The following is a 23,869-nucleotide window of genomic DNA, read 5'->3' on the forward strand; positions in this document are numbered from 1 at the left end:
TAGTGGCGGAATTCGAGCTTACCGCTTCGCCCTCGCAGGAGGAACTCGCGGCGATTGCCGATGCACTCACGGCCTTCAACGCGGGGGATGTCGGCCCCTCGGATCGCCAACCGCTTTCCGTCCTCATCCGCGACACCGACGGCAAGGTGACCGGCGGCCTTTCGGGCTTTACCGCCTGGGGCTGGCTCTTCACCCAGATGCTTTATGTTCCCGATACGTTGCGCGGCACCGGTCTCGCCGGCAAGCTCCTGGCGAAGGCCGAAGAAGAGGCGAGAGCCCGCGGCTGCCGCGGCGCCTGGATCGACACGTTCAGCCCGCAGGCTCTCCGCGCCTATCTCCGTCAGGGTTATGAAGTCTTCGGGGAGCTTGAGGAATTCCCGGAAGGCCGCACCCGCAGCTTCCTCCGGAAAAATCTCTGATCATCCGTGCCAGGCAATTGTGCCCTTCAGGCGCTCGTGCACGCCCTCGGCGATCGGAACGACGAGCACGCGGCCGGGATCGACCGGGCCGGGGAAGGTAAGCGCGTTGTAGGCGACCTTCTCGAAGCCGAGCGGACCGTAATAGGGCGGATCGCCGACGAGGATGACGGCTTCCGAGCCCTTGCGTCTTGCCGCCTCCACCGCGATCCGCACCAGTTCCCGGCCGATGCCGATGTTCTTGTGGGAGGGCCGCACCGCGAGCGGACCGAGAAGATGCCCCTTGACGGTGCCGGCCAGCACCGGCGTCATGCGCACGGAGGCGATCGTTTCGCCGTCGTCTGTGCAGATGAAGGAGAGCGAGAGATCATGCGGCCCCTGCTCGCGAATGCGCGCGGCAGCCCGTGTGAAGCGGCCCGGACCGAAGGCTTCTTCGTTGATGTGTTCGATGGCGGCGTCATGAGACGCGTCTTCTGTGAGGTAGACGAGGTCGTGCTTGTACATGATGACAGAAACCGGATGGACAGATTGATGGGTCTCGAACACGCCATGGGCGTTCGGGAGCATCAGCGTCGTCGCGGGTTTCTGGAGATGAACATCAGGCAGGGTCTCTCAAATTGTGGAAAGGCCGATAGCAGGAAAAATTTCCGTCGTCCAACGCAAAATACATTTTTGCCAAGCGTGACGCACTGTTCAATCTTTACCGCCTGCAAAGTCCCGCTATCTCAGCTAACTTCGCTCCCGACACGCAAATCAAGGAAATGACGATCATGGGAATGCTGGTGGACGGCGTCTGGCATGACATCTGGTACGATACGAAAGAGAGCAAGGGCCAATTCAAGCGGCAGCCCTCGCAGTTCCGCAACTGGGTGACGCAGGATGGCGAACCCGGCCCTTCCGGCAGCGGCGGCTTCAAGGCCGAGGCCGGGCGTTACCATCTCTATGTCTCGCTCGCCTGCCCCTGGGCACACCGAACCCTGATCTTCCGCAAGCTGAAGAAGCTGGAAGAGCTGATTTCGGTCTCCGTCGTCGATCCGCTGATGGTCGAGAACGGCTGGGAATTCAAGGTCGGCGACGGCGCCACCGGCGACCAGCTCTACGGCGCTGCCACCCTCTGGCAGATCTACGCCAAAGCCGATCCGCACTATTCCGGCCGCGTGACCGTTCCCGTCCTCTGGGACAAGAAGTCAGGCACGATCGTCAACAACGAATCCGCCGAGATCATCCGCATGTTCAACAGCGCCTTCGACGGGCTGACGGGCTCGACGGTCGATTTCTATCCTGAGGATCTTCGCGCCGAAATCGACGCCCTGAACGCCACTGTCTACGACACGGTCAACAACGGCGTCTACAAGGCGGGCTTCGCCACCACCCAGGAAGCCTATCAGGAAAATGTCGGCAAGTTGTTCGAGACGCTCGATATGCTCGACGAACGCCTGGGCAAGGGCCGCTACCTCTTCGGCGACAGGCTGACTGAAGCCGACTGGCGCCTCTTCACCACGCTGGTGCGCTTCGATCCCGTCTATGTCGGCCACTTCAAGTGCAACATCCGCCGCATCGCCGACTACCGCAACCTGCCAGGCTATCTCAAGGATCTCTATCAGACGGCGGGCGTTGCCGAGACGGTGAACCTAAAGCACATCAAGCAGCATTATTACCGCAGCCACAAGACGATCAACCCGACCGGTATCGTCCCATTAGGCCCGGTCCTCGATCTCGACAGCCCGCACGGCCGCACTACAGCGCCGCGCGTCTTTTTAGACGCGCAAAGGACGCTGTAGAACTCTAAATTGCTGCATATTTACTCTTAAATCGAATCCGATTTAAGAAATTATGCAGCAGGCTGAACGCCGCCTGAAGCCTCTCACCAGCGGTGGTCGGGCTCTTGCTCGCCCCGAAGCTCGGCGAGGCGGCGATGCGTCGCCTCGGTCGTGCCCGCCGGCAGGTTGTCGAGTGAAAAGAACCCGCTGTCGGAGATCTCCCAATCCGGCGGACGAACCGCTGTCTGCTCGACGGTCGCCCGGTAGAACACGACATGGTCGCGCCGGGTGATCGAGGTATTGAAATAGACGTGGACAAGCCGCGGCTTGCCGATAATCCTGAGGTTGCCCTCCTCGCGCAGCTCCTTGACCAGCGCTTCCTCGACCGTCTCGTTGCGCTCGAGCCCGCCGCCCGGCATATGCCAGCCGCCGACATAGCTGTGGCGCACAAGGAAAATCCGCCCCTCCGCATCGAAGCAGGCGGCTCTGACGCCCATCGTCATGCCGCGGGCGAAGGAGAAATAGACATGCAGGAGGCGCAGGGCCGCTCTGATGTGAAAGGGCCGCTTCTCGTTATCCACCATTGCTCCGTTTCAGCTCTTCATCACGCCGGATGTGTTTGAATTGTCAATAAGCTGGTCTATGTCTCGTAGCATGTTCAAGCTCGCGCATATTTCCGACGTCCACCTCGGACCGCTGCCCCGTCTTTCCATTCAAGAGCTGTTTTCAAAACGCATAACCGGCTTTGTGAACTGGCATCGAAATCGACGCAAGCACCTTTTCGGCAGTACGCTGGATCTGCTGCTCGATGACATCCGTGCCCATCAGGCCGATCACTTGGCCGTCACCGGCGATCTCGTCAATCTGGCGAGCGGCATCGAGATCCGCGCCGCCGCCGCCTGGCTGCGCGAACTCGGCGATCCCGCCGACACTTCGGTCGTTCCCGGCAATCACGACGCCTATGTGCCCGGCGCCTACGAGAAGTCGATGCGCGCCTGGTACGATTATGTCCGCGGTGATCTTTCCCCGCCGCAACGGCAGGAAGACCGCCATATCTTCCCCTATCTGCGCGTGCGCGGCAAAGTCGCGATCGTCGGCTGCTCGACGGCGGTCGCCACCCCCCCTTCGCCGCCTCCGGCTTCTTTGGCGCCCGCCAGGCCCGCGATACGGTGAACATGCTGCGCGCAGCTGGTGAAGCCGGCCTCTTCCGCGTCGTCATGATCCATCATCCGCCGATCCGCGGCGCCACCGCCTTTCACAAGCGCATGATCGGTATCCGCCGCTTCGCCGCCGTGATTTCGACCGGCGGCGCCGAGCTCGTGCTGCACGGCCACACGCACCTCAATACGCTGCACTGGCTGCGCGGCCAGGTGCAGCCGGTGCCCGTCGTCGGCGTCGCCTCGGCCTCGCAGGGACCGGGCAGCATCAAGCCGCCCGCCGCCTACAACCTCTTCTCGATCGACGGCTCTCCCGGCGCCTGGGAGCTCACCGGCGAACGCTTCAGCGTGAACAGGACCGGCGATGCGGTCATGCAGGAAAGCACTGATATTTTCGCCCCTTAGCGTTCTCTGTGAACCGTCTTTATGCGGCGCTTGAATCAGTCTGTGAGGAGATCGGGCCGTCGTCGCAACATTTGCCGCGGGGGCCGCTTACCCCCTTGGTATTTTTGGCGTTAAGCGTACACTCCTGATAACTGCATCGCCTCAGAACGGAGCCGCCAATGACTTCCCCTTTCCATCGCTTGTGCAGACTTTCGCTTGTTGCCGGCTTTGCCGTCGGCATGGCTACGGCCGCTTTCGCGGTCGGCGGCAACAACGACGACACCAATCCGCCTCCGAAGACCCAGACGACCAAGACCTGCACCGATGGCAAGGTCTGGGACAAGGCTAAGAAGGAATGCGTCACCCCGAAGAAGAGCAGCTTCAACGACGACGATCTCTATAAATTCGCCCGCGAATTCGCCTATGCCGGCCAGTATGAGAACGCCATCACCGTGCTGAACCTCGCCAGCAACCAGAACGACCCGCGCATCCTGAACTATCTCGGTTATGCCAACCGCAAGGCGGGCCGCATGGAACTCGGCATGTCCTATTATCGCAAGGCGCTGCAGGCGGATGAGAACTACATCCTCGCCCGCTCTTACATGGGCATGGCGCTGGCGGAACAGGGAGACATTCAGGGCGCCCGCGTCCAGCTCGTCGAAATCCGCGATCGCGGCGGCGAGGGGACCTGGGCCTACCGCGCCCTGCTGCAAAGCTTGAACGGGTACAGGACATATTGACGCAAGCTTTGCGGGCTACGCTACGAAAATCCCTTGAGAAAGGGGGATGAAGACGACCGGATGCTTGCACAGTGCAGGAGACTTGTTTCATAAAGCTCTTGCATCGCCGGTGTCGATAAAGCCGGTTTCGCGCCCGATGGCGAACCCTTCGTCCGCGAAACCATTGTGAATGCTTCTTGGATAGACAATGCGTCAGCCCGCAACGACCATCGATCTCCGGCGTGACCTCGTCGGTCTTCTGCCCCGCCTCCGCCGCTTCGCGATCACGCTCGCGGGTGATGCAGCCGTGGCCGACGAACTGGTCCAGGCGATCTGTCAGCGCGCCATCGCCAAGGGACATCAGTGGAACGGCGAAGGCCGGCTGGAAAGCTGGATCTATACGCTCGCCCGCCAGCAATGGGCCGACGACAGCCGCAAGCGCAAGCCGAAGGCGTCGGTCCGTGGCAACGTCACCGATATCAGAGAGGCCGCGCGCGAACGCTCGGCCGCGGCCGATCCCGATGTCATTCATCGCATGATCGCCGAAATGCCGGATGGCGTATCCTCGATCTTCCTGCTCGTCGACGTCGAGGGCCACAGCTATCAGCAGGCGGCCGACATCATGGGCATTCCCGCGGCCAGCGTCGTCTCCCAGCTCGCCACCGCAAGGCTGCATTTCGCCGGGCTCGCCGGCTCCCACCCGATCCACAGGTACTGAATTGCTCGATCTCAGAAAATTGCCGCTCGAAGCCCAGCTCACCGCCCTTCTCGACGGCGAAGTCTCGCCCGAACAGCGGCACGAACTGGAGCAGCGCCTGGCAAGCGACGAGAATGCGCGCCGGCTGCATGAGAAGCTGCGCCACGGCGCCGATTTCGGCCGCCGCCGCCTCGAAGACGTCCTGAAGGAGCCGGTGCCGCTCTCTCTCGTCCGCTCGATCAAGAGCACGCAGCCGCCGAAGACGCCGATTGCCCAGCGCGCCACGCGCCCGCAGGTGAAACTGGCGCCTAGCGGTCCGCAGGCGCTGGCCGCCGCCCTCATCCTCTTCGTCGTCGGCTGCGGCATCGGCTATTTCGTCGGCAAAAGCCCGGATGCCGACGATATCGCCACCACGACCTCTGCCACGGCGCCTGCCAATACAAACGATTGGCTGGGCGACGTCACCGCCTATCAACGCCTGCTGATGCGCCAGCCCCGTCATCTCGTCGAAGTGCCTGCCTCGCAGGCCGAGGAAATCTCCAGCTGGCTGACGACCGCAATCGGCGTCCCCTTCCGCGTGCCCGATCTCAGCGGCCAATCCTGGACCTTCCAGGGCGCCCGCGTCATTCTCGGCGACAACCGCCCTGTCGGCCAGCTCGTTTATTCCAACAATGACGGCGACATCATCTCCATCTGCTTCCGCAAGGACGCGCAGCCGCCCGAGACCGACGATTTCAAGGAAACGATCAAGGACGAGATCGGCCTGGTCACCTGGCACAATGCCGGCACCTCCTACGTCCTCGCAGGCCCCTCCGCCGAAGCAGCCCTCAGCCAGCTGGCGATGGAAATCGCTACGGCGATTTGATTATCGGCTGTAGTATATGGCGAACGGTCGGCGTGCGAACGAGGCAACATCGACCATCAGCACCAGCCGCCCCTTCATCCGCCTGCCGGCACCTTCTCCCCGAGGGGAGAAGAGACATGTGGCAATGTCTCAGTTCCTAAAAGCGTCTGCAGTGGGAAGGCATAGCGAACGGCTTGCTCCCTCTTCTCCCCAGCGGGGAGAAGGTGCCCGTAGGGCGGATGAGCGGGCCGCACGGCAGGCCCTTCATTGCTCGCGCTTGCGCTAAGCGAAGGCACAACGAGCCAACCTAGTCATCAGGCCGCGCTGCACTGACGCAATCGCGGCCTGGGTCTTTCCAGGATCAGGCCTTGCCGGCCTTCACCTCAAGCACCCGATTGGCCGCCGAAACAATCGCTTCGAGCGACGCCGCGACGATGTTGGTATTGATGCCGGCACCGAAGAGTTTGCCGCCGGGATAGGAGGTCTCGACATAGGAGATCGCCGCCGCGTTCGAGCCGTGCTGCAGCGAATGCTCGGAATAGTCCTCGACGGACATTTCGATGCCGAGATAATGCGACAGCGCGTTGATGAAGCCGTCGATCGGGCCGTTGCCGCGCCCTTCGATGCGCTTGATCTCGCCATTGTCTGATATCTCGGCCGCGACGATCCGCTGACCCTTGCGCTCGGTGTCCGGATAGGTGTGGTGGTCGACGAACCTGAGGCGCGCATCGGGCTGCGTCACATAGCGCTCGATGAAGCGGTCATGGATACGCTTCGAGGGAAGCTCCTTGCCCTCTACGTCGGTGATGCGCTGGATGTCCTCGCGGAACTCGACCTGCAGGTTACGCGGCAGGTTGAGCCCATAATCCTGCTGCAGGATATAGGCGATGCCGCCCTTGCCGGACTGCGAGTTGATGCGGATGATCGCCTCGTAGGAACGGCCGACGTCACGCGGATCGATCGGCAGATAAGGCACTTCCCAGACCGGATGATTGGCGACCTGCGCCGCCTTCATGCCCTTGTTGATCGCATCCTGATGCGAGCCGGAGAAGGCCGTATAGACCAGCTCGCCGACATAGGGGTGACGCTCGGCAATCGCCATCTGGTTCGAATATTCGAACACTTCCTTGATGCGCTCGATATTCGAGCAGTCGATCCCGGGATCGACCCCTTGCGTGAACATATTGAGCGCCATCGTCACCACATCGACATTGCCGGTGCGCTCGCCATTGCCGAAGAGCGTGCCTTCGACGCGGTCGGCACCGGCCAGCAAAGCCAGTTCGGCAGCGGCGATGCCGGTGCCGCGGTCGTTATGCGGATGCAGCGAAACGATCAGGTTCTCGCGATTGTCGAGGTTGCGGCACATCCACTCGATCTGGTCGGCATAGACGTTCGGCGTCGCCATCTCGACGGTGGACGGCAGGTTGATGATGAGTTTGTTGTCGGGCGTCGGCTTCACCACCTCGATGACGGCGTTGCAGATCTCCAGCGCCACTTCCAGCTCGGTGCCGGTAAAGCTTTCGGGCGAATATTCGAAGCGATAGCCGCCGCCGGCCTTGGCCGCCATGTCGGTGATCATCTTGGCGGCATCGACGGCGATCTGCTTGATGCCCCGTACATCCTTGGCGAAAACGACGCGGCGCTGCAGCTCGCTGGTCGAATTATAGAAGTGCACGATCGGCCGGTTTGCGCCTTCCAGTGCTTCGAAAGTGCGGGTGATCAGTTCGGGGCGGCACTGCACCAACACCTGCAGCGAGACGTCGGCGGGTACGTTGCCCTCCTCCACGCACCAGCGGGCGAAATCGAAATCCGTCTGCGAAGCCGAGGGGAAGCCGATCTCGATTTCCTTGAAGCCCATCTCGAGCAGCAGATGGAACATGCGGGCCTTGCGGTCGTGGCCCATCGGATCGACGAGCGCCTGGTTGCCGTCGCGCAGATCCACCGAGCACCAGACAGGCGCCTTGGTGATGGTCTTCGTCGGCCAGGTGCGGTCGGGAATGTTCACCTGCGGATAGGGTCGGTATTTCACCGCGGCATCGGGCATGCCTTTGGCGGAGGCTCGGCTGTTGGTGTTGTCCATTGTCTTGTCTCCTCGTCCCGGCATTTGCCTCGCTCCTTAGCCGATCGCATCGGGCTTGGCGATAAACAAATGCGGACCTTCGTCGGTCGTTAGGTCAATTTTGAAAGTGAGTCGCGAGGAGCGATGCCGGGCGGGCTTTCGGCCGCCGGGCGCTCCTCAACGGACCCGGCAACCGCGCGTAAGGCCGAGGAGAAGAAGCGAGGTCAGGGCGCGTGTGTTGTCACGCAGGGCGATACGGCCGCGTGCAATCGTGTCGGAAATCTTGGCGCCTGAGGTCTTCATGGCCGCGCTTATAACCTCGGGCGGGAAAACTGGCAAGCCCTCGCGGCCCGCCGGCTTCCGTTACCGTTGCTGAGCGCGATCTTTCGACATCTTCACCAGCCGCTGCAGCACGAGCATCAGCCCGCCGGCGATCAATCCCCAGAAAGCGCCTGAGATGCCGCCGAAGGAAACGCCCGATGCGGTGACGAGGAAAGTGATCGCCGCCGCCTCGCGCGATTCCACCGCCTGGAAGGCCGACATCGCCGAGGATGAGAAGGCCCCGACCAGCGCCAGTCCCGCCACCGCCTCGATCAGAATGGGCGGCGCGAGCGCGACGAAAGCGGTGACCGCGCCGGCAAGCAGCCCGAGGACGATATAGCCGACGCCGGCGATCAGCGATGCCCAGTAGCGCCGCTTTGGATCGGCATGCGCATCCTGCCCCGCGCACATGGCCGCGGTGATCGCCGCCAGATTGACCGCGTGGCCGCCGAAAGGCGCCGACAGCAAAGAGAAGAAGCCGGTGACGGCAAAGAGCGGACCAGGCTTCGGATCGTAATGGTGGACCTTCAGGACGGCGATGCCGGGAATGTTCTGCGAGGCCATGGTCACGATGAAAAGCGGCAGAGCGATCGAGATGAAAGCGGCAAAGTTAAACACCGGCCAGACGAATTCCGCCGTCGGGACCAGCGATCGCTCGAGCAAGGAAAAGGCGCCGGCGGGAATATCGACGCCGAAGGCAAGCACCAGCACGAAGGCGGCGAGTGCGGCCGGCACCGCCCAGAGGCGCTTGAAGGCGCCGACGACGATCCAGGAAATGACGATCGGCAGCCCGAACAGCGGATTGAAACCGATCGCCTTGACCGGCGCGAAGCAGAGCCCGATCAGCACGCCTGATAGCATCGCATTGGCAAGCGGCGCGGGAATGGCGGCGACCGCCCGACCGAGCGGCTTGAACAGCCCGGCGATGATAATCAGCAGAGCGCAGATCAGAAACGCGCCGACCGCCGCATTGAAGCCGCCCTCGATCGCGCCGGTGCTTGCAAGCAGTGCTGCGCCCGGTGTCGACCAGGCGATGCTGATCGGCAACCGCGTTACGGCACTGAGCACGATCGCGCAGACGCCCATGGAGATCGACAATGCCATCAGCCCCGAAGCCGCCTGCGCATCCGTCGCTCCCACCGTCTGCAGCCCATGCAGCACAACGGCGAAAGAGCTGGCGGAACCGACGAAAGCGGCAAGCAGCCCCATGAACAGGGCCTGGATTGAGAAATCTTTGAGCATGACGAAACTCTGAATTGCGGGAATGGCGCACGGAGCATGATAGTTGCCGCCCGCGCAAGTCCGGAATCAGCCTTTTCCGTCCAGCCCTCGCCGATGGATGACCGCAAGCATCGTCTGAAAACGAAACGCCCTCGCCTGCGGTTGGCAGGCAAGGGCTGTTCTTAACGGCTTGAGCTTGGAAAGCTCAGATATCGGACTGCGACGTCACGATGCGCGAAACGAGGCCATAGTCCTTCGCCTCTTCGGCCGAGAGCCAATAGTCGCGATCCGTATCCTTGGCGATCTTGTCGAGCGGCTGGCCGGTGGCCTCCGCCATGATCTTGTTCAGGCGCTCGTTCATCTTGATGATCTCGCGTGCCTGGATCTCGATGTCGGATGCCATGCCGCGCGTGCCACCCGACGGTTGGTGCAGCAGGAAGCGCGTGTTCGGCAGGCACAAGCGCCGCTCCTTCGGAGCCGCGACATAGATCAGCGCGCCGGCCGAAGCGACCCAGCCCGTGCCGATCATCCAGACCTTCGGCTTGATGAACTTGATCATGTCATGGATGGAATCGCCGGATTCGACGTGACCGCCGGGCGAATTGACATAGATGCGAATATCTTCGTCGCTGGCCGCGGCAAGCGCCACGAGCTGCGAGCAGACCTTCTGCGCCAGTTCCTGGTTGATCGGTCCATAGATGAAGATCGAACGCGACTTGAAAAGATTCGCCTCCGTTTCCTTGCCGAGCGGCAGTTCCTTCGTCTTGTCGTCCTGTTCTTCGTCGTTCATTCGAACCTCTCGGAGATGAATTCGGGTTCCTCGCACATAGTGCGACTCAATGCCTAAAACAATGCGGGAAAAACACAAGGCACCGAAGCGGTGGAGATATCCTTAAGAAGCCGCGCGCAGTTCTGCAAGCCTTACTGAAATGTAACGATGAAAGGCTTTGAAAAGCCAGAATCGGTTCCTACCTCACCCCTCACATGGCAACCGCCATACGAGATCAACAGGAGACAGGACATGTCACCGGAAGAACGCCAATTGCTGACCGCCCTTTTCGACCGCGTGCGCACGGCAGCCGCCCAGCCGCGCGACCGCGAGGCCGAAGCCCTGATCGACCAGGCGACGCGCGAACAGCCGTCAGCCACCTATTATCTAGCTCAGGCCGTCATCGTTCAGGAAAAGGGACTGGAAGCGGCGGCCAACCATATCAAGGAACTCGAGGAGCGCGTCCGACAGCTCGAAGCCGGCGCGAGCGAGCACCACCAGGCCGAACAGGGCGGCGGCTTCCTGAGTTCGATCTTCGGCAATACCCAGACGCAGCAGCCAGCCCCAGTTCCATCCAATCCCGGCCCCTCCAATCCCGGCCCTTGGGGCCAGCCCTCCCGCTCCTATGACGAACCCCGCGGCTATGACCGCCAGATGCCGCAGCAGCCGACCGGCCCCTGGAGCCAGCAAGCCTATGCGCCGTCTGCCGGCGGCAGCTTCCTGCGCGGCGCCCTTGGCACGGCGGCGGGCGTTGCCGGCGGCATGCTGCTTGCCAATTCGCTGAGCGGCATCTTCGGCAATCACATGTCCTCACTCGGCTTGGGCTCGCCCTTCGGCGCCGACCCCTTCGGCAATGCCAGCGCACCGACCGAAGAAACCGTCATCAACAACTATTATGGCAACGACGGCACCCGCCAAGCTTCGGATAATGCCGACGACAGGGACAATGACAATATTCAGCAGGCCGATTACGACGATGGCGACGATTACAGCGATGACTCGTCCGGCGACGTTACGGATGTCTGAGGATTGATAGTCAAGGAGGGAGCGGCAGCTGGTTCAATTGCCGCACCGTTGCCCTGCCCTTCGCTTGGGCTCAGGGCGTTCGCCGCTGCAATCGATTCAGACCAATTCCAGAAAAAGCGCGCAGCGGTTTTTCGTCCGGAATTGCGTTGAAGGAAAAGCTATCGATTGCTGCCGCCTTTGGCGGCACCGCAGCTCACCCACGTCCACGATAGGTAGCAACCCCCTGCTCCGGCAGCCATACGCCTTCCGGCGGCTTGCCCGTCTGCCAGAAGACGTCGATCGGAATGCCGCCGCGCGGATACCAGTAGGCGCCGATCCGAAGCCACTTGGGATCGAGCAGCTCGACGATGCGTTTGGCGATGTAGATCGAGCAATCCTCGTGGAACGCGCCGTGATTGCGGAAGGAATGCAGGAAGAGCTTCAGCGACTTCGATTCCACCAGCCATTCGCCCGGGATATAGTCGATGACGATATGGGCGAAATCCGGCTGCCCGGTCATCGGGCAGAGTGAAGTGAATTCCGGGGCGGTGAAGCGCACCACATAGTCGGTTCCGGCATGGTTGGACGGCACCTTCTCCAGCACCGCCTCCTCAGGCGATTTGGCGGTTTCGGTCTGCTGACCCAGCATCGACAGGCTGGAAACATCTGTATTCGGCATCATGCCTCCTTGACGACTTTGACGCGGATGCCGTGGGCTTTTTCGCCCTCCGGCTCCACATGAATGGCGATTTTAGCGCCCTCGTGAACCATCCTGATGGCATCCTCAAGGCGGTCGCATATATCATGCGCCTGCCGCACGGACATAGTGCCGGGCACCACCAGGTGAAAATCGATGAAAGTGACGGTGCCCGCCCGCCTCGTCTTCAGGTCATGCACTCCGATCGAACCTGCCGCATGGGTAGCGATTGCCTCCTTGATCGCCTCCTCTTCCTGCGGTTCAACCGCCTGGTCCATCAGCCCGCCGATTGACTGCGAGATCACCTTCCAGCCCTGATAGATGATGTTGACGGCAACGAGGATGGCAAGCACGGGGTCGAAGATCGCGTAACCGGTCGCCAACGCCAGCAGCAGGCCGACGAGCACGCCGACCGAGGTGACGACGTCGGACATGATATGCTGCCCATCCGCCGTCAGCGCCGCCGACCGGTGTTTGCGCCCGCTCCGGATCAAAAGCCGCGCCCAGATCGCGTTGATGAGGCCGGCCGCGAAATTGATCGCAAGGCCGAGCACCGGCGCATCGAGCATGCGCGGCGCGGCGAGATAACCGATCGCCTCGTTGACGATCAGCAGTGCGGCAACGACGATCAGCACGCCCTCGGTGACGGCGGAGAGATACTCCGCCTTATGGTGGCCGAAGGGATGGTCGTGATCGGCCGGCTTCTGCGCATAGCGGATGACGAAGAAGGCGACGAAGGCGGCAACGACGTTGACCGTCGATTCGAGCCCATCCGAGAGCAGCGCCACCGAGCCGGTGACCCACCAGGCCACCATCTTCAGCCCCATGACGCCGAGCGACAGTGGAATCCCCCACATCGCCAGCTTCCGAACCGTGAGATCGCCGTTGTCGCTCATATCGTCCTCCTGCGGTTGCGAATGAATTGCAGGGTCTAAGCCATTGAAATGCAAAACCGCCCACGCGAATGTCGCGCAGGCGGCCCAGTTGAGGGTGATATGGGCGATGATGGAGGATTTGTCAAAGAGAATGACACGTCTCTCACAGATGTTGTCGCCCCGGGAAACAGGCAGTGCAGGCGCAGGATACGCAATCCCGCTACAGCACCGAGGCGGCCGGATCGAGCTGGACGGACTGCGGCCATTGCAGAAGGGCGGCCTGCCCCGCCGGCGTCAGGGCATAGACGCCCTTTTCCTGGCGCTCGAACCATCCGTAGACGTTGTCGCGCAGGATCGGCCCGGCCTTTGGGGTCAGCGCCTTCATATCCCGCGGGCGCACGACACCCCGCTCGAGCGCGGCCGCGCAGAGCAGCGCCTGTTGGCGATAGGCCGTCATGATCGGTGCCCGCGAACCGCCGCCGATGGCGGGATCGCCGCGACGACGCTGATGCTCCTTGACGAGGCGAGAACGCCGCTTCGGATTGGTGCGCGGCATCGGTGACACGGAGCTGACGATGACGCTGACCTCGCCGCCATCCGAGACGCCGAGCATACCGATTCCGAGCCGCCGGCAAAGGTCGCGGTAGCGTTTGTCGCTCTCTCGCCCGCGCCCCTTGGCCGAAACGCGCGCAGCGATCCAGACCTCATCACTCATCGCAGCCCGGTCGACCGCCTGGAGAAGCAGTTCAAGATTGAAGGAGAGCTTCAGCTCGCAGATCACCACAATAGGCGGCTCGCCATCGCTCAAGCCGACGAGATCGCATCCTGCGACTTCACCCTTGACGACATAACCGGCCGTCTCCAGGAAGGCTTTGACCGGCAGGTAGAGCGACGTCTCCATGGAAAAAGGCGCTCAGGCGGGGTTGAGATCGGCAATCTCGCCATGTTTTGCGAGCAACCGCGGCGAGGTCATGTCGCCGGTCTCCTCGTCGACGATCACGGCATAGGCCGCAACGCCGACGAAACGCTCGGCCATCGCCGAAGCGATCTTTTCCGCGCTGACGGCATTCGAGGCCTGGCGCATTTCGCCGGGCACGAGGTTGCCGCGGTTCTTGCGGTAGGGAAGGATGATGAACTTCTCAGCATTGGCCACGGCGATAGTTCCCGGTTGATCGTTCCGGAAATGTTCTGATTTGCCTGATAGAGTCAACCCTCGCCCCTTCCCACGCGGAAAGGGGCGAGGCAGAACTGACCTCAAGCTGCCTTGGTCTTCACCTTGCGTGCCAGATGCGCCACGACATTCTCGATCATCCGCATACCGGCGTCACCGCCGAGCGTCATGATCGATTCCGGATGGAACTGTACTGCGGCGATCGGCTCCTTGGCGTGTTCGATACCCATGATCGTGCCGTCCTCGCTTTCCGCCGTGATGATGAATTCACGCGGCAGGGTCGAGGGATCGGCGAAGATCGAATGGTAACGGCCGACCGTCACCTCCTTGGAAAGGCCGGAGAAGACAATGCCCGGCTCTAGCACGCGAATGCGCGACGGCTTGCCGTGCATCGGCAGCGCGAGATGGCGCAGTTCTCCGCCATAGGCCTCGGCAAGCGCCTGCAAGCCGAGGCAGACGCCGAAGATCGGCAGGTTGCGCGCCCGCGCCTTCTTGATCGTCGCCTTGCAGTCGAAATCCTTGGGATTGCCGGGACCGGGAGACAAGACGACGAGATCCGGATTCAGCCGATCGAAAACTTCCTCCGGCACCGGCGTGCGTACGGTCGAAACCGTCGCACCCGTCTGGCGGAAATAATTTGCGAGCGTGTGGACGAAGCTGTCCTCATGGTCGACGAGCAGGATGCTGACGCCCTTGCCGACGCTTGCGACGTCGCGCTGAATCTTGCCGGAATTGCCGGTCTTGGCGTCTCGGATGGCGGAAAGCATGGCGGAGGCCTTCAATTCGGTTTCGGCTTCTTCTTCCTCTGGAATGGAATCGTTGAGCAGCGTCGCGCCGGCGCGCACCTCGGCGATGCCGTCCTTGATGCGCACGGTGCGCAACGTCAGGCCCGTGTTCATGTCGCCGTTGAAGCCGACCATGCCGATCGCCCCACCATACCATGCACGCGGGCTCTTTTCACGGCTCTCGATGAAGCGCATCGCCCAGAGCTTCGGCGCCCCTGTGACAGTGACGGCCCAGGCGTGGCTGAGGAATCCGTCGAAAGCGTCCATATCGTCGCGCAGCCGCCCCTCGATATGGTCGACCGTGTGGATGAGGCGCGAATACATCTCGATCTGCCGGCGGCCGATCACCTTGACAGAACCCGGTTCGCAGACGCGGCTCTTGTCGTTGCGGTCGACGTCCGAGCACATGGTAAGCTCGGATTCGTCCTTCTTGGAATTCAAGAGCTTCAGGATCTGCTCGCTGTCGGCGATCGGATCATCGCCGCGCTTGATCGTGCCCGAGATCGGGCAGGTCTCGATGCGGCGGCCGGATACGCGCACGAACATTTCGGGTGAAGCGCCGACCAGATATTCCTGATTGCCAAGATTGATGAAGAAGGAATAGGGCGACGGATTGATCGCCTTCAGCCGCTTGGAAATATCGGACGGCTTGCTTTCGCATCGCTCCATGAACTTCTGCCCGGGCACGACTTCGAAGAGATCGCCCTTGCGGAAGCTTTCCTTCGCCTTGACGACGAGCTCGGCATATTCGCCCGGCCGGTGGTCGCTCTTCGGCGGAATGGCATCCGTATGCTTGAAAGGCTCCGGCGCGATATCGCCGGCCTTGCCTTCGGTCGTTACGCCGCCTTTCTCGAAATCATAACGGTCGATCCAGGCCTTGGCGGCGTAATTGTCGACGACGAGGATCTCGTCCGGCAGGTAGAGCACCATGTCGCGCTGGTCGGACGGCCGCGTCAGCTTCAGATCGATCGCATCGAACTGGAAGGCGATGTCGTAGCCGAAGGCGCCGTAGAGCCCGAGGCTCGCATCCGCCTGCGAATAGAAGAGGTCGGTGACGGCACGCAACACCGTGAAAACCGTCGGCATCTTCGAGCGCTCTTCCTCGGTGAACACCCGGTCCGGCGTCTTGACGGAAAGGTCGAGGCGACGGGCGGAGGAAGCGCCGAGCACGAGTTCGGGCACCATCTTCAGCCGCTCGGCCACAAAGCCGAGAATGACCTCGCCGCGCTCGTTATAGGCCTCGATCCAGACGTCGCGCCCGAAGGAGGAGATGCCGAGCGGCGGATCGACGACGGCAGTATCCCAACGTGTATAACGGCCCGGATATTCGTAGTTCGACGAAAACACCGCGCCGCGGCGCTCGTCGAGCTTGTCGATATAAGAAGAGACCGCATCGGCATAGGGTATCGCCCGCCGCTGCCGGGTGACAGTGATGCCGCCCTTGGTCTCGTAGATTTCCGCACCATCATCCCGCAGGATCGTTACCATTGTTCCACTCCGTTATCGGGGCCCGGACGACAGGCGGCGATAAAACAAAAAAGCCGCCTCGAAGTTTCGGGCGGCTCACTCGTCGTCGTCTTTGGACACGATTGGTCGAGGCCGCCTCAGCGAGCCCACCACCAAACAGCAATGTTCAAGGACGTGATCATGGGAAAATTGTTAGCCTGAGATCAGCCGTCGTGCAAGAGGCGATTGCGGGAATGAAAAGGGCGGCCCGAAGGCCGCCCTCCCCCCAGCCTTAAAGATATGATCGGCGCTCAGAAGGTCTTGGTGATCGAGATCTTGAATGTGCGGCCCGGCTCGGAATACCACTCACGCGGCTGGGACGCGGTCAGCGAAGTCAGGTTGACGTCGCGCACGGCAAGCGCATTGAAATATTCCTGGTCGAAGATGTTGTACACACCACCTTGAATGCGCAGGCCCTTCAACTGTTCCGGCGTCCACCATGCCGTCAGATCGACGATGCCGTAGCCAGGCGCATCGAATGTGTTCGCAGCATCGTCGTCAGGCATACCTGCCGAGAGCGTGGAAGAAAGGTCGAAGCCGTAGCTATCGTTGCTCCAACCGCCGCCGACGATCGCCTTGAAGGGTGCAACCGATCGCAGGTACTTGCCCGTATCCTCGTTGCGGCCATAGGCATAGGCAAGCGAGGCATGCAGGTTGATGCCGTTGTTGAACGCCTTTGCGGCGCTGGCTTCAACGCCCGAGATCACGGCTGACGACACGTTCGTGTAGTTGAACGTCGTGAAACCGGTCGCATCGACGCTCGTCACCGTCTCGATGAAATTCTGGTAGCGGGTGTGGAAAGCCGCGACCCGGCCGGTGAAATCGCCCGTGTCGAAATTGGCGCCGATTTCGACGCCGCGGCCGATTTCCGGCTCCAGATCCGGATTGCCGAGTTGGGCGTAGCGGCCCGTAGGGTTGTAGAAGCGGCTGTAGAGCTCGTCGACCGTCGGCGCACGGAAGCCGACGGCGAGCTGCGCATAGAGCTGCACGTCGGGTGTCAGATCGTATGTCGCCAGAATCTTCGGCGACAGGCCGGCTTCCGTCCGGTCGCGAAGGTCGCCGAAACGGGTAAGCCCGGTATTGTTTGCAAAGCCGCTGCCGGTCGAGGGATCGTAGTTGAACCAATCGAAGCGGAAGCCGGGCGTCAGGGCAAAGCCGGTATTGCCGATTTCGATCTTGTCTTCGAAGGTCAATGCCAGATTCTGGCTGTCGACATCGGGCACCTCAGCCTGGTTGTTCAGCGCCGGGCAGGTCGTCGGTGTCGGGCAAAGCGCCGAGCTAAACTGGCTCCAGCTCGAAACGCCGACGTCGAGACCAACGCGAACGGAGTGGCTGAGACCGGAATATTCGAAGTCCTTCGTCGCCGTGCCGCTGAAGCCCCAGGTTTCGTTTTCGATCTTGTTGTTACGGCCATAGGCGACATTGGCGGTCGTACGACCCTTGCTGCCGGCTTCCTTCTTCAGATCCAGCCAGTAGAGCGTAGCGCGCGCACTGCTGAAAAAAGCGTCGGAAGACTGCGCCTCATAGTCATAGTCGAGCGAAACGCGATCGCGGTCGCGCTGCTCGCGGCCGTCATAATTGTTGGTCATGAAATTGCGGGGCGTCGTGCCGCCCTGGAGTTCGCGCAGGTCGGTATTCAGATCGCGGCGGAAGCGTTCAGCCGTGAGGCCGATACGATGGCCGCCTTCCAGGTCCTGGCGCAGCTTGAAAAGCAGGTTGTGCTGGTCGAAATCGGCGGGATCCGCCTCGGTGCGAGGACGGCCATAGCCGTCATTGTCGCCCATATTGTCGCGTTCATGCGCTTTGCGGTAGCCGCCCTGAAACAGGATCGACGTGTTGCCGATCTTCTTGGCAGCGGCGGCCGAGCCGGAAATGCTGCGATCTTCGCTGTCATAGGTCGACTTGACGATCGCACCCCAATTGCGGCCTTCGGGAATGAGATCCTCCGGCTCCAGCGTATTGAGAACGATGGCACCCCCGAGCATGCCCGAACCACCCTTGCTCGAATCCGCGCCGCGCACGATATCGAGCGAGGAGAGCGAATCGAAATCGAAGGTATCGCCGCCGCCGTTGGCGTTAGCAGGCGCGAAAGCACCCTGGCGCGCGCTGTTCGAAATATAGGGGATCGGAATGCCGTCGATGGTGGTCAGGATCCGGGAACCGGAAAGACCGCGCAGGTTGAAGCCCGAGTCGGCGCGCGAATAGTTTACGCTCGCATCGACACTGCGCCCGATATCGTCGTAGCTCGTGACCTGCTTTTCTTCCAGCTGCTTCTTGGTGATTTCGGTCGCCAGCGGCGTATCGGCGACGCTGCCCGGCGCCACGCGTTTGCCCTTGACGACGATCTTCTGCAGGACGGTGCTATCATCCGCCGTCGCTTGCGGCGCGGTCGCCGAAGCGCTTTGCGCGAAAGACTGCGATACAGGAAGAACAACTGCGGCTGCCGTGCAGACCATTAATACCGAGCGCCAATGCCGGACGATCATAACCTACCCTCTGATGATGAATACCGGGCTGGCTGGTCGTGGCGTCGAACGCTCGAGGGGCTGGCTGGGCTTTTACGGATGAAGGCGAAGTGGAATTTCACCTTCTTTTCGCCGCATAAAAAACATGACTTACATTGTCAACATAAGTCACGAACTTATGTTGAATATTATAATCACGTTTAAGCGATCTTTCCGGACGTTGCACAATTGCAACGAAACCCGCCCTCGCGCGTTATTCCTCTCCCATCGACATCAGGGAAGCGGATGCGTTGAGAAAACTTTCGATACTGGCGATCCTTTTCGCCGCAACCGCCTTTCTTACCGGCGCCCGCCTGCCACCGCACGGCCCAGTGCCTCAAGCTCGACCGGACACTGCGGATACGACGAAACCCACCCCGCTCCCCGATAAGGCCGAGCCACCCGCGCCGGAAGATGTGCCGGCGCCCCAGCAGAAGCCTGACGTGAAGGAGCCCGGGGCACCGGCGCCGGAACACCCACCCGCGCCGCCGCCCGAACCGGCGAAGCCCGCAAAACCGATGCAAGGTCCGCCATTGCCGCCGGGAGGGCTCGAAAGCCCGCAGGCGCCGGAAGAAGCCAAGCCGCCCGGCGAGCAGACATTGGAAGAGCAGCATCTGACCATCGAGCCCGAAAGCGACAAAGAGCATGCCGAATGCACAGCGGCACTCCAGGCCTTGGGCGTCGTCTTCAAGGAAACGCCGCGCATCGACGACGGCAACGGCTGCGGCATCGACAAGCCGATCATCGTTTCCGAGGCCCTGCCCGGCATCAAACTGAAGCCGGAGGCGACGATCCGCTGCCCGGCCGCCCTCGCCCTAGCGCGCTGGATGAAGGAGAGCGTCATCCCCACCGCATCAGCCGCCCTGCCGGAACAGGGCCGCCTCACGACGGTCAACCAGGCGACCGCCTATATGTGCCGCCTGCGCAACGGCGCCGAAACCGGCAAGATCTCCGAACATGCCCGCGGCAACGCCATAGACATTGCGAGCTTCCATTTCGAAAAGGGCGACGACGTCGCCGTCCGCTCCCGCCGCGAGGACCCGACACTGACCGGCGCCTTCCAGCGCACCGTCAGCGCCGCCGGCTGCCTCTATTTCACCACCGTCCTCGACCCCGAAAGCGACGCCGCCCACGAAACCCATTTCCACCTCGACGTGATCGAGAGAAAGGGCGGCTATCGTTACTGCCATTGATGGTTTCAGCGCTTGAAACATGCCGTCGAGTGAGAGCTGACCAAGAACGGAGGCGGCGCGGCTTACCGTCTTCTCCCGTCGGTGAGAAGTGGAAATCGAAAGGTCGCGTCCTGTCCCTTCACCATCCCCGGATCAGAACAACCCCTCGATATAACCTTGGTCGTTCAGGAAAATCCGCTCCGCCGACGGTGATCTCGGCAGGCCCGGCATCGTCATGATCTCGCCGGTGATGGCCACGACGAAACCGGCGCCGGCTGAAAGCCGCACCTCCCGCACGGAAACGATATGCCCTTCCGGGGCGCCGCGCAGGTTCGGATCGGTCGAGAAGGAATATTGCGTCTTCGCCATGCAGACCGGCAGTTTGCCGTAACCCTGGTCCTCCCATGTCTGCAGCTGGTCGCGCACCGCCTTGTCGGCCGTCACCTCGCCGGCATGGTAGATCTTCGAGGCGACAATCTCGATCTTTTCGAAAAGAGAAAGATCGTCGCCATAGAGCGGCTGGAATTTCGCCTGGCCGGATTCGGCAAGCTCCACCACCTTGTGCGCCAGTTCCTCGATGCCGGCCGAACCTTTCGCCCAGTGCCGGCAGAGGATCGCTTCGGCGCCGAGCCGCGAGACGAATTCCTTGACCGCCGCGATCTCGGCATCGGTGTCCGAGGTGAAATGATTGATCGCGACGACCACGGGCACGCCGAAGCGGCGCACATTGGCGACGTGCCGGCCGAGATTGGCGCAGCCTTTCTTCAGCGCTGAGACGTCCTCCGTGCCGAGATCCTCCTTCTTCACCCCGCCATTCATCTTCAACGCTCTCACGGTGGCGACGATGACGGCCGCATCCGGCTTCAGCCCGGCTTTGCGGCATTTGATGTCGAAGAATTTTTCGGCGCCGAGATCGGCGCCGAAGCCTGCTTCGGTCACCACATAGTCGCCGAGCTTCAGCGCTGTCTTCGTCGCCGTCACCGAATTACAGCCATGGGCGATGTTGGCGAAAGGCCCGCCATGCACGAAAGCCGGATTGTTCTCCAGCGTCTGCACCAGGTTCGGCTGCATCGCGTCCTTCAGAAGCACCGCCATGGCGCCATCGGCTTTCAGGTCACGCGCATGCACCGGTGTCCTGTCGAAGCGGTAGCCGACAATGATGTCTCCGAGCCGCCGCTCCAGATCTTTAAGGTCGGTGGCAAGGCAAAGGATCGCCATCACTTCGGAGGCGACGGTGATGTCGAACCCGCCCTGGCGCGGAAAGCCGTTGGCGACACCGCCGAGCGAGCAGACCATGCTCCTCAGCGCCCGGTCGTTCATATCCATGACACGCCGCCAGGTGATGCGGCGGATGTCGATATTCTCCTCATTGCCCCAGTAAATATGGTTGTCGACCATCGCCGCCAGCAGATTGTGCGCAGAGGTGATCGCGTGGAAATCGCCGGTGAAATGCAGGTTGATGTCTTCCATCGGCACGACCTGCGCATAGCCGCCGCCAGCTGCCCCGCCCTTGACGCCGAAGCAGGGCCCGAGCGAAGCCTCGCGAATGCAGATGATGGCTTTCTTGCCGATCCGGTTCAGCCCGTCGCCGAGCCCGACGGTCGTCGTCGTCTTGCCCTCGCCCGCCGGCGTCGGATTGATCGCCGTGACGAGGATCAGTTTGCCGTCCTTCTTGCCCGCCTGCGCGGCGATGAATTCGGCGCTTACCTTCGCCTTGTCGTGACCGTAGGGGGCGAGCTGCTCAACCGGAATGCCGAGTTTCGCCCCGATCTCGGAGATCGGTTTCTTGGCCGCGGCGCGCGCGATTTCGATGTCGGACTTGATTGCTGGCATGGATGTTCCCCGTCCCGACCTCCGCGGGAACGGAGGCTTTCCTTCTCCCTTCATCGGGATAGCGAAATATCGGCGAGGTGTGAATAGCGCCGCGCCTTGCGGGCGCCACACTTGCAGCGCCGCGCGTCTTTTCAGACGCCCAAAGGACGCGGTAACAATTTCAATCCGCGCATCGACTCGAAAATCGATTCCGATTTTCGAGTCGATGCGCTAGGCGTTTATGTGGCATTCAACCTCATGGTTTGACAGGGTGAAGATATGAAATCACTGGAACTCATCATCGAGCGCATCATCCTGTCGAGCCGCTGGCTGCTTGTCGTCTTCTATATCGGCTTGGTGGCGGCACTCGCCGTCTATGGCGTTTCCTTCGGCTACAAGTTCCTGAAGATTGCCGCCGGCGTCTTCGAACTCGACGAGGCGGAGATGATCCTTGCCATGCTAGGCCTGATCGACGCAGCCCTCGTCGCCAGCCTGATCGTCATGGTGATGATTTCGGGCTACGAGAATTTCGTCAGCCGCTTCGACGAGGCCAGCGATGCCGACAACGAGGTCTCTTTCCTCGGCAAGCTCGATTCAGGCAGCCTGAAGATCAAGGTCGCCTCCTCGATCGTCGCCATCTCCTCCATCCACCTGCTGCAGGTCTTCCTCAACGCCGACAAATATGCCGACGCCAAGATCATGTGGCTGACCTTCATGCACCTCGCCTTCGTCGCCTCCGCCGTTATGCTCGGCTTCCTCGAGAAGCTGATGAGCGTGACGTCGAAGAATGATCTGAAAGATAAGGGCTAGCCGCCCGAGGGCGTCGCTAAGGCTGGCGCGGGCGTCTCGATCGCGCGATGGCCATGGCAGACAGCCTCGGCTGCGGCATCCGGCGCGCAGAGCGGCATGCCGGGCCACTCGTTGTAAGCCAGCATAGCCGTGGTGAGACCTGTTCGAAGAGCATCCGCAGCTGGCGCGATATGGATGTTGTCGGGCGTGGCACTCATCATCATGTCGATCAGGTCACTGCTGACGCCCATTTCCTTCAGATAGGCTGTGAGAGCGGCATTGGCTTTCTTGCCGAGCTTGGTGGAACTGCTCTGGCCGGCCACCTTCCGTCCGACCTCCTTGCGGGAGATTTCCTTCTTCTTGCCGTTCACGATCTTGTATTCGATGCGGTAGGAGACATGCACCCTGTTGTAGATGGTCGTGATCTGATGGACGCCGATGAAGGACCATTGCGACGCGACCCGCGACGTACCGCCGGCGAACGCCAGCGGACAGGCGGAAAAGCAGTATGCGCCGGCCGAATAGGTATATCCGACTGCGCTTCCGTCCTTTGCGATGGCGGCCTCGCAGAGCGTGTCCTGAACCGGACAGCCCTTCAGCCGCGAACCGCCGACTGCCGTTTCCAGCCCGGCCTTGCGGATCATCCGGCCGATCACATAGGCGGCTTCGACGTCGCCGCCTTCCGAACGAAAAACGACCGGCAATTTCCTGTCGCCGAGCTTCTTGAGCATCTTTCTCAAGCGAGCGGGCGTCTCGGCGGTTATGCGTCCCTCCGCCGATATCCATTCCGGACAGTTTTCCTGGCAGAGGGAGCTACGCACGACGATGAAACGCATCGGGGCCTGTTCAGCCTGCTTCTTTTGTTCCGCGGCCAGCGAAGTTGCAGCGATCGGCAAGTTAAAAAGGAACAAAGAAAGTAACGTCAGGAAAAATAAATACTTCTGGAAAACAGAACCTGCAAAGCGCACGATTAGATCGCCTCAGTTATACATGGCAATACGCTTAGCAATTGCATTGAATCGCGGCAAGCCAGATTTCGATGGCGGTTGCCGCCGAGGCTCTCCCCGAAGTGATTCCCTTCCGGTCCGGCACAGGCAAAACTGGCAGTTACCGAACCAATAGCTCGTCAGCGATACCGTAGCGCTACTTACGTCAGCGTCAGCTCAACCGAGACGCGCGCAGTTGTGACTATTTCTTCACAATTTG

21 protein-coding genes and 2 pseudogenes are annotated in these 23,869 nt (G+C 61.6%); 9 read left to right on the plus strand and 14 right to left on the minus strand.

What is annotated here, in order from left to right; genetic code table 11:
• Positions 1 to 2 precede the first annotated feature (2 nt).
• The gene (locus tag NE852_RS16100; RefSeq protein ID WP_008530720.1) at positions 3 to 419 is read left to right on the plus strand and encodes a GNAT family N-acetyltransferase; all 417 of its coding nucleotides are present in this window, start codon (positions 3 to 5) and stop codon (positions 417 to 419) included.
• Here the strand turns inward: NE852_RS16100 and NE852_RS16105 are convergent, their stop codons facing one another.
• Positions 420 to 983, minus strand: a complete 564-nt coding sequence (locus NE852_RS16105; protein WP_008530718.1) for a GNAT family N-acetyltransferase — start codon at positions 981 to 983, stop codon at positions 420 to 422. It abuts the gene before it with no gap.
• A 203-nt stretch (positions 984 to 1,186) separates the two neighbouring features.
• Between NE852_RS16105 and NE852_RS16110 the strand changes: the two genes are divergently transcribed.
• Complete coding sequence (locus tag NE852_RS16110) at positions 1,187 to 2,197, plus strand: glutathione S-transferase family protein (RefSeq protein WP_008530717.1); 1,011 nt, start codon at positions 1,187 to 1,189, stop codon at positions 2,195 to 2,197.
• A gap of 83 nt (positions 2,198 to 2,280) precedes the next feature.
• Here NE852_RS16110 and NE852_RS16115 read toward each other — a convergent pair whose 3' ends face one another.
• The gene (locus tag NE852_RS16115) at positions 2,281 to 2,760 is read right to left on the minus strand and encodes an NUDIX domain-containing protein (protein WP_008530716.1); all 480 of its coding nucleotides are present in this window, start codon (positions 2,758 to 2,760) and stop codon (positions 2,281 to 2,283) included.
• A gap of 70 nt (positions 2,761 to 2,830) precedes the next feature.
• Here NE852_RS16115 and NE852_RS16120 point away from each other — a divergent pair.
• The 4 genes and pseudogenes from NE852_RS16120 to NE852_RS16135 all read left to right on the plus strand — a co-directional run bounded on the left by NE852_RS16120 (position 2,831) and on the right by NE852_RS16135 (position 5,998).
• Positions 2,831 to 3,738, plus strand: a pseudogene (locus tag NE852_RS16120) (metallophosphoesterase family protein).
• Between the two features lie 158 nt (positions 3,739 to 3,896).
• Positions 3,897 to 4,457, plus strand: coding sequence for a hypothetical protein (locus tag NE852_RS16125; protein WP_008530706.1), 561 nt, complete (start codon positions 3,897 to 3,899; stop codon positions 4,455 to 4,457).
• Between the two features lie 187 nt (positions 4,458 to 4,644).
• Positions 4,645 to 5,154 (plus strand): RNA polymerase sigma factor, encoded by a 510-nt coding sequence (locus NE852_RS16130; RefSeq protein WP_008530705.1) that lies wholly within the window; start codon positions 4,645 to 4,647, stop codon positions 5,152 to 5,154.
• A gap of 1 nt (position 5,155) precedes the next feature.
• Positions 5,156 to 5,998 carry an anti-sigma factor gene (locus NE852_RS16135; RefSeq protein ID WP_008530704.1) on the plus strand — a complete coding sequence of 281 codons (843 nt, stop codon included), beginning with the start codon at positions 5,156 to 5,158 and terminating at the stop codon, positions 5,996 to 5,998.
• 340 nt (positions 5,999 to 6,338) lie between these two features.
• Here NE852_RS16135 and leuA read toward each other — a convergent pair whose 3' ends face one another.
• From leuA to NE852_RS16155, 4 genes are all read right to left on the minus strand, one after another.
• On the minus strand, positions 6,339 to 8,057 hold the full coding sequence (gene leuA, locus NE852_RS16140) for a 2-isopropylmalate synthase (RefSeq protein ID WP_258155829.1): 1,719 nt from the start codon (positions 8,055 to 8,057) through the stop codon (positions 6,339 to 6,341).
• 156 nt (positions 8,058 to 8,213) lie between these two features.
• Positions 8,214 to 8,339: a hypothetical protein gene (locus tag NE852_RS16145; RefSeq protein ID WP_258155830.1), complete on the minus strand. Its 126-nt coding sequence runs from the start codon at positions 8,337 to 8,339 to the stop codon at positions 8,214 to 8,216.
• Positions 8,340 to 8,399: 60 nt separating this feature from the next.
• The gene (locus NE852_RS16150) at positions 8,400 to 9,599 is read right to left on the minus strand and encodes a benzoate/H(+) symporter BenE family transporter (protein WP_008530698.1); all 1,200 of its coding nucleotides are present in this window, start codon (positions 9,597 to 9,599) and stop codon (positions 8,400 to 8,402) included.
• A 184-nt stretch (positions 9,600 to 9,783) separates the two neighbouring features.
• The gene (locus tag NE852_RS16155; RefSeq protein ID WP_008530697.1) at positions 9,784 to 10,368 is read right to left on the minus strand and encodes an ATP-dependent Clp protease proteolytic subunit; all 585 of its coding nucleotides are present in this window, start codon (positions 10,366 to 10,368) and stop codon (positions 9,784 to 9,786) included.
• A 231-nt stretch (positions 10,369 to 10,599) separates the two neighbouring features.
• On the opposite strand from NE852_RS16155, the gene NE852_RS16160 reads away from it, so the two are divergent.
• Complete coding sequence (locus tag NE852_RS16160) at positions 10,600 to 11,373, plus strand: DUF2076 domain-containing protein (protein ID WP_008530695.1); 774 nt, start codon at positions 10,600 to 10,602, stop codon at positions 11,371 to 11,373.
• A 193-nt stretch (positions 11,374 to 11,566) separates the two neighbouring features.
• Here NE852_RS16160 and queF read toward each other — a convergent pair whose 3' ends face one another.
• The 6 genes from queF to NE852_RS16190 all read right to left on the minus strand — a co-directional run bounded on the left by queF (position 11,567) and on the right by NE852_RS16190 (position 18,872).
• Positions 11,567 to 12,031 (minus strand): preQ(1) synthase, encoded by a 465-nt coding sequence (queF, locus tag NE852_RS16165; protein WP_008530693.1) that lies wholly within the window; start codon positions 12,029 to 12,031, stop codon positions 11,567 to 11,569.
• Positions 12,031 to 12,945: a CDF family cation efflux transporter EmfA gene (gene emfA / locus NE852_RS16170; protein ID WP_008530691.1), complete on the minus strand. Its 915-nt coding sequence runs from the start codon at positions 12,943 to 12,945 to the stop codon at positions 12,031 to 12,033. The genes queF and emfA overlap by 1 nt, the downstream gene beginning before the upstream one ends.
• Before the next feature lie 199 nt (positions 12,946 to 13,144).
• Positions 13,145 to 13,825 (minus strand): DUF2161 domain-containing phosphodiesterase, encoded by a 681-nt coding sequence (locus NE852_RS16175; RefSeq protein ID WP_008530690.1) that lies wholly within the window; start codon positions 13,823 to 13,825, stop codon positions 13,145 to 13,147.
• 12 nt (positions 13,826 to 13,837) lie between these two features.
• Positions 13,838 to 14,077 (minus strand): hypothetical protein, encoded by a 240-nt coding sequence (locus NE852_RS16180; protein ID WP_008530689.1) that lies wholly within the window; start codon positions 14,075 to 14,077, stop codon positions 13,838 to 13,840.
• 101 nt (positions 14,078 to 14,178) lie between these two features.
• A complete protein-coding gene (locus tag NE852_RS16185) occupies positions 14,179 to 16,368 on the minus strand; it encodes an anthranilate synthase (RefSeq protein WP_008530688.1) in 2,190 nt (729 codons plus the stop codon).
• A 269-nt stretch (positions 16,369 to 16,637) separates the two neighbouring features.
• The gene (locus NE852_RS16190; protein ID WP_008530687.1) at positions 16,638 to 18,872 is read right to left on the minus strand and encodes a TonB-dependent hemoglobin/transferrin/lactoferrin family receptor; all 2,235 of its coding nucleotides are present in this window, start codon (positions 18,870 to 18,872) and stop codon (positions 16,638 to 16,640) included.
• Between the two features lie 251 nt (positions 18,873 to 19,123).
• On the opposite strand from NE852_RS16190, the gene NE852_RS16195 reads away from it, so the two are divergent.
• Positions 19,124 to 20,083, plus strand: coding sequence for an extensin family protein (locus tag NE852_RS16195; RefSeq protein ID WP_037172931.1), 960 nt, complete (start codon positions 19,124 to 19,126; stop codon positions 20,081 to 20,083).
• A 132-nt stretch (positions 20,084 to 20,215) separates the two neighbouring features.
• Here the strand turns inward: NE852_RS16195 and NE852_RS16200 are convergent, their stop codons facing one another.
• A complete protein-coding gene (locus NE852_RS16200; RefSeq protein WP_008530685.1) occupies positions 20,216 to 21,895 on the minus strand; it encodes a formate--tetrahydrofolate ligase in 1,680 nt (559 codons plus the stop codon).
• Between the two features lie 258 nt (positions 21,896 to 22,153).
• On the opposite strand from NE852_RS16200, the gene NE852_RS16205 reads away from it, so the two are divergent.
• Positions 22,154 to 22,684 (plus strand): TIGR00645 family protein, encoded by a 531-nt coding sequence (locus NE852_RS16205; RefSeq protein ID WP_008530684.1) that lies wholly within the window; start codon positions 22,154 to 22,156, stop codon positions 22,682 to 22,684.
• Between the two features lie 8 nt (positions 22,685 to 22,692).
• Here the strand turns inward: NE852_RS16205 and NE852_RS16210 are convergent.
• A pseudogene (locus NE852_RS16210) lies at positions 22,693 to 23,631 on the minus strand (hypothetical protein); the annotation flags it as partial.
• Between the last annotated feature and the right edge of the window lie 238 nt (positions 23,632 to 23,869).

This window comes from Rhizobium sp. Pop5 (assembly GCF_024721175.1).
In the GTDB taxonomy this organism is placed as follows: Bacteria; Pseudomonadota; Alphaproteobacteria; order Rhizobiales; family Rhizobiaceae; genus Rhizobium.

Bases quoted from the DNA above. Each gene is read 5' to 3' on its own strand.
- queF (WP_008530693.1), bottom strand. From the start codon at position 12,031: ATGCCGAATACAGATGTTTCCAGCCTGTCGATGCTGGGTCAGCAGACC.
- NE852_RS16125 (WP_008530706.1), top strand. From the start codon at position 3,897: ATGACTTCCCCTTTCCATCGCTTGTGCAGACTTTCGCTTGTTGCCGGC.
- NE852_RS16150 (WP_008530698.1), bottom strand. From the start codon at position 9,599: ATGCTCAAAGATTTCTCAATCCAGGCCCTGTTCATGGGGCTGCTTGCC.
- NE852_RS16145 (WP_258155830.1), bottom strand. From the start codon at position 8,339: ATGAAGACCTCAGGCGCCAAGATTTCCGACACGATTGCACGCGGCCGT.
- NE852_RS16205 (WP_008530684.1), top strand. From the start codon at position 22,154: ATGAAATCACTGGAACTCATCATCGAGCGCATCATCCTGTCGAGCCGC.
- NE852_RS16175 (WP_008530690.1), bottom strand. From the start codon at position 13,825: ATGGAGACGTCGCTCTACCTGCCGGTCAAAGCCTTCCTGGAGACGGCC.
- leuA (WP_258155829.1), bottom strand. From the start codon at position 8,057: ATGGACAACACCAACAGCCGAGCCTCCGCCAAAGGCATGCCCGATGCC.
- NE852_RS16185 (WP_008530688.1), bottom strand. From the start codon at position 16,368: ATGGTAACGATCCTGCGGGATGATGGTGCGGAAATCTACGAGACCAAG.
- NE852_RS16155 (WP_008530697.1), bottom strand. From the start codon at position 10,368: ATGAACGACGAAGAACAGGACGACAAGACGAAGGAACTGCCGCTCGGC.
- NE852_RS16190 (WP_008530687.1), bottom strand. From the start codon at position 18,872: ATGATCGTCCGGCATTGGCGCTCGGTATTAATGGTCTGCACGGCAGCC.
- NE852_RS16160 (WP_008530695.1), top strand. From the start codon at position 10,600: ATGTCACCGGAAGAACGCCAATTGCTGACCGCCCTTTTCGACCGCGTG.
- NE852_RS16105 (WP_008530718.1), bottom strand. From the start codon at position 983: ATGCTCCCGAACGCCCATGGCGTGTTCGAGACCCATCAATCTGTCCAT.
- emfA (WP_008530691.1), bottom strand. From the start codon at position 12,945: ATGAGCGACAACGGCGATCTCACGGTTCGGAAGCTGGCGATGTGGGGG.
- NE852_RS16115 (WP_008530716.1), bottom strand. From the start codon at position 2,760: ATGGTGGATAACGAGAAGCGGCCCTTTCACATCAGAGCGGCCCTGCGC.
- NE852_RS16130 (WP_008530705.1), top strand. From the start codon at position 4,645: ATGCGTCAGCCCGCAACGACCATCGATCTCCGGCGTGACCTCGTCGGT.
- NE852_RS16110 (WP_008530717.1), top strand. From the start codon at position 1,187: ATGGGAATGCTGGTGGACGGCGTCTGGCATGACATCTGGTACGATACG.
- NE852_RS16200 (WP_008530685.1), bottom strand. From the start codon at position 21,895: ATGCCAGCAATCAAGTCCGACATCGAAATCGCGCGCGCCGCGGCCAAG.